General features: G+C 49.5%; 13 protein-coding genes. 5 read left to right on the top strand and 8 right to left on the bottom strand.

What is annotated here, in order from left to right; translation table 11 throughout:
- Positions 1-268: 268 nt before the first annotated feature.
- Complete coding sequence (gene clpB, locus H6F90_RS12730) at positions 269-2,896, bottom strand: ATP-dependent chaperone ClpB (protein ID WP_190552841.1); 2,628 nt, start codon at positions 2,894-2,896, stop codon at positions 269-271.
- A gap of 403 nt (positions 2,897-3,299) precedes the next feature.
- On the opposite strand from clpB, the gene H6F90_RS12725 reads away from it, so the two are divergent.
- The 3 genes from H6F90_RS12725 (at position 3,300) to H6F90_RS12715 (ending at position 5,612) form a co-directional block, all read left to right on the top strand.
- Complete coding sequence (locus H6F90_RS12725) at positions 3,300-4,226, top strand: HNH endonuclease (RefSeq protein WP_190552840.1); 927 nt, start codon at positions 3,300-3,302, stop codon at positions 4,224-4,226.
- Positions 4,227-4,412: 186 nt separating this feature from the next.
- On the top strand, positions 4,413-5,072 hold the full coding sequence (locus tag H6F90_RS12720; protein WP_190552839.1) for a Uma2 family endonuclease: 660 nt from the start codon (positions 4,413-4,415) through the stop codon (positions 5,070-5,072).
- Positions 5,073-5,078: 6 nt separating this feature from the next.
- A complete protein-coding gene (locus tag H6F90_RS12715; protein ID WP_242024448.1) occupies positions 5,079-5,612 on the top strand; it encodes a hypothetical protein in 534 nt (177 codons plus the stop codon).
- A 144-nt stretch (positions 5,613-5,756) separates the two neighbouring features.
- Here H6F90_RS12715 and H6F90_RS12710 read toward each other — a convergent pair whose 3' ends face one another.
- Positions 5,757-7,100 carry an ABC transporter substrate-binding protein gene (locus H6F90_RS12710; protein ID WP_242024447.1) on the bottom strand — a complete coding sequence of 448 codons (1,344 nt, stop codon included), beginning with the start codon at positions 7,098-7,100 and terminating at the stop codon, positions 5,757-5,759.
- Positions 7,101-7,218: 118 nt separating this feature from the next.
- On the opposite strand from H6F90_RS12710, the gene H6F90_RS12705 reads away from it, so the two are divergent.
- Positions 7,219-8,034, top strand: coding sequence for a YebC/PmpR family DNA-binding transcriptional regulator (locus H6F90_RS12705; protein ID WP_190552838.1), 816 nt, complete (start codon positions 7,219-7,221; stop codon positions 8,032-8,034).
- A gap of 158 nt (positions 8,035-8,192) precedes the next feature.
- Here the strand turns inward: H6F90_RS12705 and H6F90_RS12700 are convergent, their stop codons facing one another.
- The 5 genes from H6F90_RS12700 to nagA form a co-directional block, all read right to left on the bottom strand.
- On the bottom strand, positions 8,193-8,573 hold the full coding sequence (locus H6F90_RS12700) for a DUF423 domain-containing protein (protein ID WP_190552837.1): 381 nt from the start codon (positions 8,571-8,573) through the stop codon (positions 8,193-8,195).
- Between the two features lie 58 nt (positions 8,574-8,631).
- Positions 8,632-9,084, bottom strand: a complete 453-nt coding sequence (locus H6F90_RS12695; RefSeq protein WP_190552836.1) for a hypothetical protein — start codon at positions 9,082-9,084, stop codon at positions 8,632-8,634.
- Positions 9,085-9,131: 47 nt separating this feature from the next.
- On the bottom strand, positions 9,132-9,536 hold the full coding sequence (locus H6F90_RS12690) for a hypothetical protein (RefSeq protein ID WP_190552835.1): 405 nt from the start codon (positions 9,534-9,536) through the stop codon (positions 9,132-9,134).
- An 82-nt stretch (positions 9,537-9,618) separates the two neighbouring features.
- On the bottom strand, positions 9,619-10,305 hold the full coding sequence (gene bchM / locus H6F90_RS12685) for a magnesium protoporphyrin IX methyltransferase (protein WP_190552834.1): 687 nt from the start codon (positions 10,303-10,305) through the stop codon (positions 9,619-9,621).
- Positions 10,306-10,584: 279 nt separating this feature from the next.
- A complete protein-coding gene (gene nagA, locus H6F90_RS12680) occupies positions 10,585-11,763 on the bottom strand; it encodes an N-acetylglucosamine-6-phosphate deacetylase (protein WP_190552833.1) in 1,179 nt (392 codons plus the stop codon).
- 80 nt (positions 11,764-11,843) lie between these two features.
- Between nagA and purE the strand changes: the two genes are divergently transcribed.
- Complete coding sequence (gene purE / locus H6F90_RS12675) at positions 11,844-12,362, top strand: 5-(carboxyamino)imidazole ribonucleotide mutase (RefSeq protein ID WP_190552832.1); 519 nt, start codon at positions 11,844-11,846, stop codon at positions 12,360-12,362.
- An 88-nt stretch (positions 12,363-12,450) separates the two neighbouring features.
- Here the strand turns inward: purE and H6F90_RS12670 are convergent, their stop codons facing one another.
- Complete coding sequence (locus H6F90_RS12670; protein ID WP_190552831.1) at positions 12,451-13,773, bottom strand: S-layer homology domain-containing protein; 1,323 nt, start codon at positions 13,771-13,773, stop codon at positions 12,451-12,453.
- Positions 13,774-14,143: the final 370 nt, after the last annotated feature.

Here is a 14,143-nt window from a genome sequence, read left to right as displayed (position 1 = left end):
TTGCCTACGAAAGTGGTAGAACTATCTATCAAATCAAGCACGGGATGCTCTCTGAGTATCTCAAGGAGCAACTCAAGCATCCGTCCGTTCAAATGACTTTTGCGTAAGTTCTGGTTAGGTAGAAAGTAAATTAGCGATCGCTCCCCTAGCTCCACCAATGCTGAATCATGACTTCTAAAAAAGCCCCCTCCCTTACTTCGATAAAGACTGAGGGAGAGGACTGAAAGAGTTAGATAGCGATCGCCTTACCTAGCGCCCAACTAGAACCTTAGCTAGAAGACTGAGCGGCTAGTAACTCGGCGGGTAAGCGTTTGAAGGCTAGGCGTTCGTTTTCAACATCGACAAAGATGGTGTCGCCAGTCGTGAACTCGCTGCGGAGGATTGCCTTAGCAATTTGGGTTTCTAGTTCCCGCTGGATTGCCCGCTTGAGTGGACGTGCTCCATAGACAGGGTCGTAACCCACTTCTGCTAAGAAATCGAGAGCTGCATCGGATAACTTGAGAGACATCTTGCGATCGCTCAACCGTTGCTCTAAGCGCTGAACTTGGAGCTTGACGATCTCGCGGAGTTCGCTGCGATCGAGTGGATGGAAGATGATAATTTCATCAATCCGGTTGAGGAACTCTGGACGGAAGTTGCTTCGCATTGCATCTAGGACACGGCTCCGCATCTCTTCGTACTGAGAGTTGTCTCCTGCTACATCTAGGATGAACTGGGAGCCAATGTTGCTGGTCATGATGATGATGGTGTTTTTGAAGTCTACCTTGCGACCTTGAGAGTCAGTGACACGCCCATCATCTAGGATCTGCAACATCACGTTGAACACATCCGGGTGCGCTTTCTCGATCTCATCAAACAGAATCACCGAGTAAGGCCGACGACGAATCGCTTCCGTGAGTTGACCGCCTTCTTCATAGCCTACATATCCCGGAGGCGCACCGATTAGACGAGATACAGAGTGCTTCTCCATGTACTCTGACATATCGATCCGCACCATTGCGTCTTCGGTGTCAAACAGGTAAGAAGCTAGTGCTTTGCCGAGTTCGGTCTTACCGACACCTGTAGGGCCGAGGAAGATAAAGCTAGCAGTTGGGCGGTTGGGGTCAGCCAAACCTGCACGAGAACGTTGAATCGCATCAGCAACGGCTGTCACCGCTTCCTGTTGACCTACCACTCGCTTATGCAATTCCTCTTCTAACTGGAGAAGCTTTTGCATCTCAGACTCAACTAGCTTATTCAGGGGGATGCCTGTCCATTTAGAAATGATCTCCGCGATATCCGCTTCAGTCACTTCCTCACGCAGCAGCGATCGCCCACTGGTTTGAGTATCTGCCAGTTTTGCCTCAATCTCATCCAGTTGTCGTTGCAGCTCGGTCAACTTGCCGTACTTCAGCTCCGCAGCTCGGTTGAGGTCGTACTCACGCTCGGCTTGCTGAACTTCCACATTCACCTGATCGATCTCTTCTTTCAGAGCTTTGCGGCGATCGAGGATCTCTTTTTCTCCTTGCCATTGCGCATTCAGGCGGCTTTGGTTCTCCTTGAGGTCGCCCAGCTCTCTCTCTAGCCGATCTAAGCGATCGCGAGAAGCCACATCACTCTCTTTTTGCAGCGATAACCGCTCCATCTCCAATTGCAGAATCTTGCGATCGATTTCGTCCAGTTCTTCAGGCTTGGAGGTGCTCTCCATCTTCAGTTTGGCAGCAGCTTCGTCTACGAGGTCAATCGCCTTGTCGGGCAAGAAGCGATCGCTGATGTAACGAGTCGAGAGGGTAGCCGCAGCCACGAGAGAACTATCAGAGATTTTGACGTTGTGGTGAGTTTCGTAGCGGTCTTTCAAGCCGCGCAAAATGGAGATGGTATCTTCCACGGTGGGCTGGTCAATGTAGACCTGTTGGAAACGCCGCTCTAGCGCTGCATCCTTTTCGATGTACTTGCGGTACTCATCCAAGGTGGTGGCCCCGATACAACGCAGCTCTCCGCGAGCCAACATCGGCTTCAGCAAGTTACCCGCATCCATCGCGCCTTGGGTCGCCCCTGCACCCACAACGGTATGAATCTCGTCAATAAACAGGATGATGGTGCCGTTGGAGTCAGTAACCTCCTTCAGAACCGCTTTAAGGCGTTCTTCAAATTCACCCCGATACTTGGCACCTGCAATCAGGGCACCCATATCCAAAGCAATCAGCTTGCGATCGCGCAACGATTCGGGTACGTCACCTTTCACAATCCGCTGCGCCAGACCTTCAGCGATCGCGGTTTTACCCACCCCTGGTTCCCCAATTAGGACAGGGTTGTTTTTGGTACGGCGAGACAAAATCTGAATCGTCCGGCGAATTTCGTCATCCCGACCGATCACAGGGTCGAGCTTGCCTTGACGAGCAAATTCTGTCAGGTCACGGCCATATTTAGTTAACGAGTCGTATTTCCCTTCTGGGTTTTGGTCGGTCACTTTCTGGCTTCCTCGAATTTGCTCAATCGTGCTGCGTAGCTTAGCTGTGTCTAGTTTAAATTCCTGAAATAATGCTTTACCAAAGCGATCGTCTTGGGTGTAGGCCAGTAGTAGGTGTTCGATCGAAATGAAGTCGTCTCCAAACTCTTTGCGATAGCCTTCAGAGCGATCGAGCAAGGTATCGGCACTACGGCCCCAGTACACAGAGCCACTATTGGAAACTTTGGGTTGGCGCTTAGTGAATTCTTCGGTGCGATCGCGCAACTTCTGCACGCTGATGCCCAGCTTACTAAAGACGCTGCTGGCGAGTCCTTCTTGCTCTACCAGTGACTTGAATAAGTGCTCCGTCTCGATTTGCTGCTGCTGGGCTTGCTTGACCACCTCAGGTGTTTGAGCGATCGCTTCCCACGCTTTTTCGGTAAATTGATTGGGATTGGTTGGTTGCATACTGCACGATCCCCCTCTAATCAGTAAATATATACACTCAGCTAGTTACAGTCATTGTAAGCAACTCAGCGTATCCAGCAGGATCGGTGTTTACGTCTTTATATAGGGGTATTACCGTTCCAAATTGGTGGCGACAAGTTAACCTGAATCACAGCATGACGCTGGAGACCGTGCCTTCAACAAGATTCCATTTGATCCTGTCTTGAGTAGATTTAGTTAGACAGACGAGTAGAGAAAATAGCCCCCAGAAAGACTAAACAATTCTCTATAATTACCTCTATTGGGCTCTTGCACGGATACTTGTTAGCCTATTTATAATAAATACTCCGAAGTTGTTTAGGGTAGTTAATATGCGGCATAAGTTCTGGGAAGAATACACATAGTGTGATTTCAAGTAGACTCCATGGAACTTTTCTTTCACGATGTAGGTTTGAAAGGTGCAACAAGAGATTTTCCAAAAACTGTTTTTAGTCAGATTTCTATCTTACTAGTTGAAGAAAGTGTTCCAGATGCTGAGAGCTATAAAGCTGCATTATTAGAGGAATTAAAAAACAAGTTTCCCTCTGGTTATTTCAATTGCTGGGGAGTACCTGCAGGGGCAAAGAGTGTTATTAAAAACTTGAGCGTAGGTGATGCCATGCTCCTAATCAAAACCACAGGTGGCAATGGAGAAATACCAGCCCTAGGAATAGTAAGGGTTTTTCAGAAGTATCCGATGCAGGAACTATCTGTAGCATTGTGGGGGGAAGCTAAATTCCCATATATATTTTTTTTTGACACTGAATCAATCTCCTTAACATGGCAAGCTTTCAAGAGCCATGTTGGCTATGATTCAAAATTCCGACCCAGTGGAAATGTCTATAGGGTGAAAAATGATAGACTTAATCAGTTTGACGGCGTAGAAGCTTATTTAAGTCATCTTGGCTTCAAAGGTAATAAATACCAAGAGCAAAAAAATAGCAAGCCTTCAAAATATAAAGTAGGAGAGGCAACTCAGCAAGAAGAATATGTTGAAGGAAGCCGAATGTCTGCAGAACGTAGTTTCTTCAGTCGAAATCCTAACTTGACAAAGGCTGCGAAAACACGTTATGGCGATACTTGTCAAGCTTGTGGTTTCAATTATCACAAGAAATATGGGGAGCTTGGACTCGGTTATATTGAGTGTCATCATTTGAATCCGCTTTCTGAACGCTCTGAGCATGAGTGGGATGACAGTGTCAAAACAAGTATTGAAGATGTTAGAGTGCTTTGCGCAAATTGTCACAGGATGATACACCGAAAACGACCTGCTTTGACAATTGAAGAGTTAAAAGCAATCATTGCATTCTAAAGCTCCATATAACAAGTGCGCTACAAGGAACTGAAAGAATCTATTGGTTTTAAGTTCAGGGTTCATAGCAACTCTTGAACTCAACCATTATGTCAAATGGCTTGTACCATCAGTGTTTAGTTCATCACGCCTCCACAACATATTCATCTTGGTAGACTGGAACCATTGATTGGGCTAAGTTGACTTATGACCATTGCAGTAAACCCCAGTGGCACGAAAGCAATCGACCCACCAATCCAACAAAAGCCACTCAGCTTTGATGAGTTTTTTGCTTGTTATGGTGGCGATAATCGCTATGAGTTGATTGATGGAGAGGTATTCGATTTGGAGCCAACGGGCCAACATGAAGAGGTTGCTGCCTTCATTACTACAAAGCTTTGTGTGCGGATCGATGGACTAGGCTTACCTTGGTTTGTGCTGCAACGAGGATTATTACGTCCTGCCAACACGGGTATTACAGCATTTCGACCTGACGTTGCAATTGTTGATCGAGATGAACTGATCCAAGAACCGCTTTGGGCTGACCAATCTATTTTGACGCTAGGTACTTCAATTAAATTGATTGCTGAAGTAGTTAGTAGCAACTGGCAAAATGATTATGCTCGTAAAGTTGAAGATTACGCAGTTTTAGGTATTCCCGAATATTGGATTGCAGACTATGCAGGATTAGGTGGTACTCGACACATTGGTAAACCCAAGCAGCCCACCCTCTCTATCTGTACGCTAGTGGATGGAGATTATGAAATCCAGCAGTTTCGAGGCGATCAAGCTATTGTTTCTCCAACTTTCCCAGACTTAAAACTGACGGCTGAGCAGGTGTTAAGAGGTGGTCGGTATAGGCTGTAAGGGGGCATGCTGAAGATGAGCGCAGAAGGAGTTTTGGCAGCTAATAACGGGCTAGTTATAACGCTTTTTATTCTAGTTTCAACCAGCATAGCGATCGCCTATGGCTTTGGTGTTAAAGCTCAACGTCTTCCCTTCTCAGCAGAAATTGGATTTAGTGAACAGCAAGTGTCATTTCTGAGGTGGTGGGTCAAGTTAGCCTTAGTGGTTGGGATTTTATTGCCGATCGCCTTATGTGTTCAGTCTTGGGGACAACCCGCCTCCTTGATGTTCTGGGGGAGTTATTTACTGGTCGTTGCGGTGCAGTTAATCTCTGAGCGTGTGTTTAGTCAGTGGTTAGTTCCGAGTGTTGTGGTGCCTATTGGCTTTTGTTACACTGCTTTTCGATTATGGCAATTAATGGATGGATTCACCCAGCTATCCTTATCTCGTTTGGCATGGGTAGGCTTTGGTGGTGTCGTTCTGTTTTGGACTGCCAACTTAGTGATGTTGATGGCGATCGCAATTCCAACAATTTACAAAAGACAGAGCCTGCAAGAATAGAATGCTTGGCTCAGGAAATGAGGTCTACGTTTTGGATTAGTCTAGTTGGAGTTGCGATCGCGCGATCACGATTAGGTTGTCAACCAGTTTTAGCGACTTAAGACTCCGTGGGAGCATGTTGGCAGTTTTGGATAGCTGATGAGATTAGTGAAAAATTAAGCTGAGACGACGTTGTGCTTCCGTTAAGGCTGCGGTTGGAGTGCTTTTTCCTAACAAAACAGCTTCGATCGCCCGTCCCAACTGTTCAGAGACGCGATTGTACCCGAAAAAAATTGGTCGCGATCGCCCGTAGGGAGCTTGTTCTAAGAATACGCTGACCGCAGGTTGTTGCGAGACAAACTGTTGATAGGTAGAATTCTGACGAGCCTTGAGATTGGTGGGTAAGTATCCTGTTCCTAAAGCCCATTGCGTTTGAAATTCCTCGCTCAACACATATTCCGCAAAGGTCAACGCAGCTTGTTCGCGCTCTGGCCTACTTTTGAAGAAAAACAGATTCTCCCCACCACTCGCCGTAGCCCGTCTAGCCTCTGTGGGAATGGGAATTACGCCAAAATCAACTCCAGTGGCTTGCAGTTGTCCTAGTGTCCAAGGGCCAGAGAGTTGCATCGCGACTTTGCCTGCGAGAAAACCATCAAGTTCATAACCGCGTTCGGGTAGGGATAGAACCGCAGAACCATCATCTAGCAAGTCTCTCCAGAGTTGCAGAGCCGCGATCGCGCCTGAGTTTGCCAGATTCACCGCAGCAGGATTGGCTTCACCCGCATCCGTAAGTTCTCCACCGCCACTCCACATAAACGGCAACCAGTTAAACACCGTCCACTCGCCTTTGCCCAGAGGGAGCAGCATCCCATGTTGGTCAATCCGGCAATCGCCATCGGTATCACGGGTTAAAGTCTGCGCTACCTGCCGCAACTCTTCCCAGGTTTGAGGCAGCTTAGTAATACCAGCGGCTTGAAATAAACTCGGTCGATAGAAAATACCGACATTGTTAGTGCCAAAGGGAATCGACCAAAGATGGTTTTCCAGCTCCATCGTTTCAAATAAAGTAGGCGCAATTTGCTCACGCAGAGGAGACTGATCCAACCACTGCTCTAGAGGCCGCACCGCCCCCAACTCCACCAACTGCCCCGTAATCATCGGCGCAAACCAAAGCATGTCAGGCGCTGAATTCCCCACCACAGCCGCGAGGATCTTGGGCATCTGCTCATCCGGTTGTCCGACGTAGATTGAGTCAACCTGGATATCCATGTGAGTTTGATTAAAGCGATCGACTAATTTCTGCAACACATCACGATTTGGCGGTGGATTCACCCCTTGCCACAAGGTCAGATGTGTCACCTGAGAAGAGTTAGGAGCGGCGATCGCAGGTGTAGGTTTCCAGTCAAACCACCCCAATACGCTCAGAAGTAGGAGCACAATCACGGCGGCATTTCTCATCCATGCCAATTGCCCGCATCCCCGTAAGCACTGCCTCCACACTCTACCCATAGCTTTTTGATGTTGCGATCGCTCAACCTAACTAATGTAGTGGATGCAAAGCCTCTGCTAACATCGATGCTAGTCAATTCAATTGCAGTTTTAACGGTTTCAGTCTGACCTCACCTTTATGGCAGGACATAGTAAGTGGGCCAATATCAAGCGCCAAAAAGCCAGAGTCGATGCAGTGAAAGGCAAAGTCTTCACTAAAATCTCGCGAGAAATTATTGTAGCAGCCCGAAGCGGTGTGCCTGACCCCAACGGCAATTTCCAGCTCCGTACCGCGATCGAGAAGGCCAAAGCTGCCGGAATCCCCAACGACAATATTGATCGAGCGATCGCCAAAGGAGCAGGCAAACTCGGCCCCGACAACGCCGCCTTAGAAGCCATTCGCTACGAGGGTTATGGCCCTGGTGGTGTGGCAGTGCTGATCGAAGCCCTGACCGACAACCGTAATCGTACCGCTGCTGATATGCGCGAAGCCTTCAGTAAAAACGGCGGCAACCTAGGTGAAACCGGATGTGTCAGTTGGATGTTTGACCAAAAAGGGGTAGTCACCATTACTGCTGCCCCCGCTGAGGAAGGACGGAAACGTAATCGCAACGCCACCAGTAGCCAAATTGATGAAGATGCCTTGCTAGAAGCCTCCCTAGAAGGTGGAGCCGAATTCTACGAGCTGACCCAGGTCGATGAAGCAGAAGGTGCGGAAGTATTTACCGAAGTCGCCAATTTAGAAAACCTCAGCCAAGTTCTTAAAGACAAGGGCTACCACGTTCAACAAGCCGAACTGCGCTGGATTCCCAACAACACGATGGAAGTCACCGACCCCGACCAAGCGCAATCGCTCCTGAAACTCATGGATGCCCTGGAAGATTCCGACGATGTCCAAAACGTCACCGCCAACTTCGAGATGGCCGAGGATTTGATGTCAGTAACGATGGCTTGAGGAACCTCTCCCCCGGCCCCTCTCCTATGAGGAGAGGGGAGATAAGACAATCTCGAACCTCTAACCATCCAATTCGTTTGGAGGGGGTCTGGGGGACGCAACCGTCCCTCAGCGGGGGTTTGGGGGCAAGCGCCCCCAAGGGCTCGGGTTCCCAAAATCTAAAGCTTAGAACTCCAAGCCGCAGCCGCCACACATCCCCACCCAATCAAAAACGCCACCCCACCCAAAGGCGTAATCGCACCGAGCCACTTCACCCCTGACAGACTCAACGCATACAAACTACCCGAAAACAGCACAATTCCTGCCAGAAACGCATATCCTGCTGTATTTAACAAAGCGGAGGGAATCGCCACCTGAGTCAGCAACACCGCCACCAGCAACAAAGCCAGAGCGTGGTACATCTGGTAGCGTGAAGCCGTTTCAAAAATCTCTAAAGCCCGATCGCTCAATCGTTCCCTTAAAGCGTGAGAAGCAAACGCCCCAGCCGCCACTGCTAAACCTGCCAAAATTGCCGCGATCGCCAAAAAGATGCGAACCATGCCAACCCTCTCAAACACATCTACGCTTCATGCTAGCGAGCTTTACTTATAGCGATCGCTAGTTCTCGGAGTTGAGTGGAGCTGAGGCAGGCTCAAACAAATTCACGGCTTTCAGGTCAAACTCATAAGCAATACTGCCGCGATCGGTGACATCAAACGTAGCGCCAAATTCCCTAGCCTTGGCATCTAAATACTGTTTTGCATCCGCTCCAGAGAGTTTGGCTTCCATTGCTAACTCTAGAACGGTGACAGCGCCATTGCCTTGCTTGAGTAGCTGATAAAAGATGGCTTGCAAGCGATCGCGCTGTTCTTTTTCTCGTTGGCGATAAAGACCGTAAGCTAACCAAACACCCCAGGCAGTGACGGGGATGCCACCTACCAAACAACCGATCGCCTGATCTCTGTCTTCCTGAGAAGCATTTTTGTCAGGCAGCACCGAGACAGGGACGATCAGAAACAAGAATCCCCAAGTGAGCAGAAACCCTGAAGCTAATTTCCTGAGCAGTTTCATGTTAATGTGCTGCCCTCATCCCATGCATCAAAACTATAGGTGATCGGCTAAAACGTGAAGCGATAGGTAATGTCTCCCTGTTCGTTGACATCATAACTGGCGTTAAATTCTTTAGCTTTTTCTTCCAAATATTGCTTGGCTTCAGCACCCGATAAATCTGCTTCTTTGGCAAATCGCAGAACTGTAATTTTGCCACCATTGGCTTCTACGAGCTGATAGAAAGCATCTTGCAAGCGATCGCTCTTTTCGGCTCGACTCTTTTGAGTTAGATCCCAGACAAACCAACTGCCTAAACCCAAGCTAGGGAGGCCAAAGAGAACTAGGATAGCAGCTGAGCCTTCCTTGCTATCGGCAGTGGCATTTTTGTTGAGGAGGTCGGCGGTTGCCAGAATAACGATTGCTAAACCAAAGGGCAGCAAAATACCAGCAGCAATTTTTTTAACCAGCTTCATAGTTTTGATTGGGCGATCGAGCTAGCCGAGATTCTAGCCTGTCGCGATCGCCCTTGCCTGTGACTTTATCGAATTTTGAAGCTTATTTTTTCACGGCTTCGAGGAGGCGGGAAAAGTAGAAGCGGGTTTTGGTCATGGCGTTGCGCTCAATTTTCCAGCCATTGGCTTCCAGGATTTTCACTACGTCTGCTTCTCGGTGCAGGTAGGCGCGAGTGGCTTTGCTGGGACCAGGAAAAAAGTCGCCAATTTTCTTGAGTAGGCTGTAGGCGAGGGTCTTGGGGGCAAAGCTGAGAATCAACCGCGATTCTGCCAGGGAGCTGAGATGCGCGATCATATCAGCGGCTTTGTCTTGTGGATAGTGGATCAACACGTCGAGGCAAATGACGGTGTGATAGCTACCCGTGAGGCTTTCGAGGTCTTGAACACTAAATGTGGGGTTGGTGCCTTGGCCGAGTTCGGTGGCAGCGCGCTCTTTAGCTTCTTCGACCATTTTTTCGGAGATGTCGCTGCTGAAGACTTTAGCGCCTGCTTCTGCTAGAGGGATGCTGAGGCTACCGACTCCACAGCCTGCGTCGCATACGGTGATTTGGGAAAGGTTGTTGTCGGCTTTGAGCCAGCCTAGGACGTGATCAATGGTCTGTTGATGCCCAATGCGAATGTCGAGCTGGACTTTGTTAACTTCTCCATCACCGTAAATGCGTCGCCAGCGGTCAAATCCGGTTGCGTTGAAGTACTCACGGACTACGGTTTTATCATCCACCACGTTCATAAATTTGCTTCTATTTACTGGGTTTCAACAGACTACAGTTCTCAATCCTATGATGATTTGTTCTTAGCGCGATAGTTTTGGTGGGGCGATCGCGGGTCTCTGATGCTCTTGGTGACACTTGGTGAATCCGAGCCTTGAGGGCACCTGCCCTCAAACTCCCGCTGAGGGACGGCTGCGTCCCCCAGACCCCCTCCAGACGAGTTGGCCTGTTAGAGTTTCGAAATTGTGTTTTCTCTCTTCATCTCCCCTTCCCTGCGAGGGAAGGGGTAGGGGGTTAGGTCATTCCAGTCTTTGCCATGAGAGAGTTTGAGATTCAGAATCGAATGACCAGCGCAGTAAGTTGCTAGCGGGCTGACCTTGGTAGGGACAATGATCCTCTGCTGACTGGTTCCACAATCCGATCGCGCGTCTGGGTGCGGTGGTGGCTAGGGCGATCGCTTGTTCTACACTGCAAATGCCCCATTTCACCAAATTTTGTACGCCAACTAACAAGGGCAAGGTTGTTCCAGATAGGGTGCCATCTGGAAGTCTTGCGGTGCCGTGCTTTACCTCGATTTTGCGCGTGTCCCAGGGGTAAATGCCATCCGGTAGACCCAGGGGAGCTAGGGCATCACTTACCAAAAACAGCCCTTGGTCGTAGTGGCTGGCTCTTAGCAGGAGGTCGAGCATGATGGGAGAGACATGTTGGCCGTCGGCGATGAAGCCGCATTGTACTTGTGGGTTGGCGATCGCAGCTCCTAGCAGTCCGGGTTCTCGGTGGTGCAGGCTGGGCATGGCGTTGAAGGCGTGGGTGACCATTGTGGCTCCCTGAGCGAAGGCTTGTTGCGCTTGGGCAACGGTGGCTTGGGAGTGGCCGAGGCTGATAGTGATGCCGAGGGAGCGCAGGTAGGCGATCGCGTCTCCGGTGGGGTCGAGTTCGGGGGCGAGGGTGATGACTTTGACGATATGGGTGTAGTCACCCAATACTCGTTTGATTTGCTCGACGGTGAGGGGCAGCAGGTATTCGGCAGGGTGGGCACCACGTTTTTCAGAGTTGAGGAATGGGCCTTCTAAATGAACTCCCAGAATTTGGGCAGCTTTCGTTTGAGAAGGTTGGATCTGCTCGACGAATTGGGCGATGGTGGCGAGCGATCGCTGAATGTTCTCCACAGAAGTCGTAACGATGGTGGGGAGAAACCCGTCTACGCCCTGCTGCCAAAGAAACTGGCAAATTTCAGCGAGTTTGTCGAAATGCTCTGGAGCGAGGTCTGGAAAGGCTAACCCCAAGGCTCCGTTAATTTGCAGGTCAACCCCACCTAAGGAAATCCAGTCTGCGCCCGCATCTAGCAAGGGTTCGTGAATGGGGATGATGCCCGCTACGGACTGCCCCATTGGTTCGACTCGTTGAATAATGCCGTCTTCGATGTGAATATGTTGGATTCCTAGGTGACCAGGCACCCGCGCCTTGATAATATCCATGTGCTGGATTGAGAGTTGCAATACTGAAACCGCAAGTTCTAACTTAATCCAAAATCCTAAATCTCAAATCCAAAATCTCAATGACTCAACCTTTAGTTGGCATCATCATGGGCAGTGATTCCGATTTGCCCACCATGCAAGGCGCGATCGCCACTTGTGAAGAATTCGGTGTGCCCTGCGAAGTCGGCATCGTCTCTGCTCACCGCACCCCAGAACGCATGGTGGAATATGCCCAGCAAGCTCATACACGCGGCATCAAAGTGATCATCGCTGGAGCGGGAGGAGCTGCGCACTTACCCGGAATGGTCGCCTCTCTCACTCCCTTGCCTGTAATTGGGGTACCTGTCGCCACCCGCAATCTTCAAGGCGTAGATTCGCTCTACTCGATTGTGCAAATGCCCGCCGGAATTCCTGTCGCCACCGTCGCGATCGGCAATGCCAAAAACGCCGGATTGCTAGCCGTCCAAATCCTCGCCACCTCCAATTCCACGCTGCTAGAGCAAGTCCAGCAATACCGTCAATCTCTCAAGGATATGGTGATGGAGAAACAAGCCAAGTTGGATCAAATAGGTTATCAACAGTATCTAAAGGAGATGTAAAACTCTCTCCCCAACCCCTCTCGTAGGAGGCGAGGGGCTAAGAATCTTATCTCCCCTTCCCTGCGAGGGAAGGGGCAGGGGGTTAGGTCTAACTCGCGATCGCACTCAGATAAAAATCAGAACCAAAGGTGAGTGGTAGATCGGTTTCCGGATCAATAATCACCAACTGATTTTGAGTATTAGTTGTTGGGGTAGTGCCAGGAGTTCTCCCCGTCAAAATTGTCGTGAGGATATCCGCTGGTTTCACAGATCTCCCTAAGACGGTATCGGCGATCGTCCGAGCAGCGGCAGTAATAGCAGTATCCTCTAAGCTCTGGCGCTTCGCCTCCTCCGGTGCTTTAGCAGTCACTAAAGGAGACGTGACATTGAGATTGTTGTAGGTTTGGGTACCGACCAACAAACGCTGCGCCACAAACTGCGTACCTAGGAATGTAGAGCCGCTATAACGAGGAATTAGCTGACCTTCCAGACGACTGTTCGCTGGAACGAGCACCTTACCCTGAGAGTTTTTAATATCACTAGCGGTGGTTACTGTCATATTGATGCTTTCGCCTGGAGCCACCACCACTTTGTCCGAGGCTTCATACTTGACGTTGACTTTAGTGCCTTGAGCGATGCGTAACTCTGGGTTTTGGGTAGTTTGGGTGCCAGTGCTAGGAGGTTGGCCGCCAGTGTTAGCATTGGTACCAGAGGTGTTGCTCTTGACGATATAGCGATTTACATCGATCTGAGTCGCCAATGGTTGGAGTCGGCCTGATTTAACTAAAGCCTGATAAACAAAGGCGGCAACTTCGGCTCTGGTCGCTACATCATTCGGATTGAGGTAACTGACATTAGGATAGTTGACCACAATGTTGTCTTCGGTGGCTGCTGCAACTCCTTCGGTGGCATAGGTGGGAATTTGCCGTGCATCTGCATACACGCCGAGGGTACTGGCAGTAGCTTGGTCTGCTTTCAGGGTGAGACCACTGGATAGAGAAACTAACACCTGTACCCGTGGAATCTGCTCGTCAGGACGGAACTGGTTGTTGGGATAACCGGAGAGAAAACCTGTTTCATAAGCCGCATCGATCGCGCTAGCTGCCCAATAGTTACTGGAGACATCGGCAAAGCCACGAGAGCTACGAATCCGATCTTTGTTAAACGCCTTCCGGACGATCGCAGCAAATTGGGCGCGGGTTACTGCCTGGTTTGGCTTGTAGGTGCCATCAGGGAATCCAGTAATGATGTTTTCATCTGCGAGTTTTTCAATAAAGGGACGTGCCCAATGATCGCGTACATCGGAGAGTTCAGCCGCACTCGCCGGGGCTGTCATGACAATGGGTGCTACTACAGGCGCAGCTACAACCGTTGTTAATCCCAAAGCCAGTAGTGCTGTACTTTTTGCAGTCCAGCGAGAGAAACCAGTCATCACCATCCACCTCATGAATTCTTTTTTGCTATATCTGCCTGAAGGTTATCTTTTTTCTCGCCTCAGACGTTACTATCCGATGGAGTAATATTGACCTTCTCAGCAGGAATGCTCATCCGATCGCCCATCATCTAGTAGCGATCGCGACCCATTCACTTACTTAGAAGCACAATTCACTTCTGAGTTCCCAGCCCAATTTATGATCGCTCTTTAGATATAGGAAGCGAGACGCTTCTACTGTTTGGCATAGTAGAAGATAGAGCGTTTTCCAATCTAGTGAGGTACAGGTAGAGTGTAGAGAATTATTAGTGTTTCAGGGGCAATGAAAGCATACTCGCTTGACCTACGGCAAAAGATTATTGACACCTAC

Origin of the sequence: Trichocoleus sp. FACHB-591 (genome assembly GCF_014695845.1) — a bacterium.
Classification (GTDB): domain Bacteria; phylum Cyanobacteriota; class Cyanobacteriia; order FACHB-46; family FACHB-46; genus Trichocoleus.
Note: the sequence above shows the minus strand (reverse complement) of the source record. Positions and strands in the feature narration are given on the sequence as shown.

Coding starts and splice junctions, on each gene's coding strand:
- clpB (WP_190552841.1), bottom strand. CDS start 2,896: ATGCAACCAACCAATCCCAATCAATTTACCGAAAAAGCGTGGGAAGCG.
- H6F90_RS12725 (WP_190552840.1), top strand. CDS start 3,300: ATGGAACTTTTCTTTCACGATGTAGGTTTGAAAGGTGCAACAAGAGAT.
- H6F90_RS12720 (WP_190552839.1), top strand. CDS start 4,413: ATGACCATTGCAGTAAACCCCAGTGGCACGAAAGCAATCGACCCACCA.
- H6F90_RS12715 (WP_242024448.1), top strand. CDS start 5,079: ATGCTGAAGATGAGCGCAGAAGGAGTTTTGGCAGCTAATAACGGGCTA.
- H6F90_RS12710 (WP_242024447.1), bottom strand. CDS start 7,100: ATGGGTAGAGTGTGGAGGCAGTGCTTACGGGGATGCGGGCAATTGGCA.
- H6F90_RS12705 (WP_190552838.1), top strand. CDS start 7,219: ATGGCAGGACATAGTAAGTGGGCCAATATCAAGCGCCAAAAAGCCAGA.
- H6F90_RS12700 (WP_190552837.1), bottom strand. CDS start 8,573: ATGGTTCGCATCTTTTTGGCGATCGCGGCAATTTTGGCAGGTTTAGCA.
- H6F90_RS12695 (WP_190552836.1), bottom strand. CDS start 9,084: ATGAAACTGCTCAGGAAATTAGCTTCAGGGTTTCTGCTCACTTGGGGA.
- H6F90_RS12690 (WP_190552835.1), bottom strand. CDS start 9,536: ATGAAGCTGGTTAAAAAAATTGCTGCTGGTATTTTGCTGCCCTTTGGT.
- bchM (WP_190552834.1), bottom strand. CDS start 10,305: ATGAACGTGGTGGATGATAAAACCGTAGTCCGTGAGTACTTCAACGCA.
- nagA (WP_190552833.1), bottom strand. CDS start 11,763: ATGGATATTATCAAGGCGCGGGTGCCTGGTCACCTAGGAATCCAACAT.
- purE (WP_190552832.1), top strand. CDS start 11,844: ATGACTCAACCTTTAGTTGGCATCATCATGGGCAGTGATTCCGATTTG.
- H6F90_RS12670 (WP_190552831.1), bottom strand. CDS start 13,773: ATGACTGGTTTCTCTCGCTGGACTGCAAAAAGTACAGCACTACTGGCT.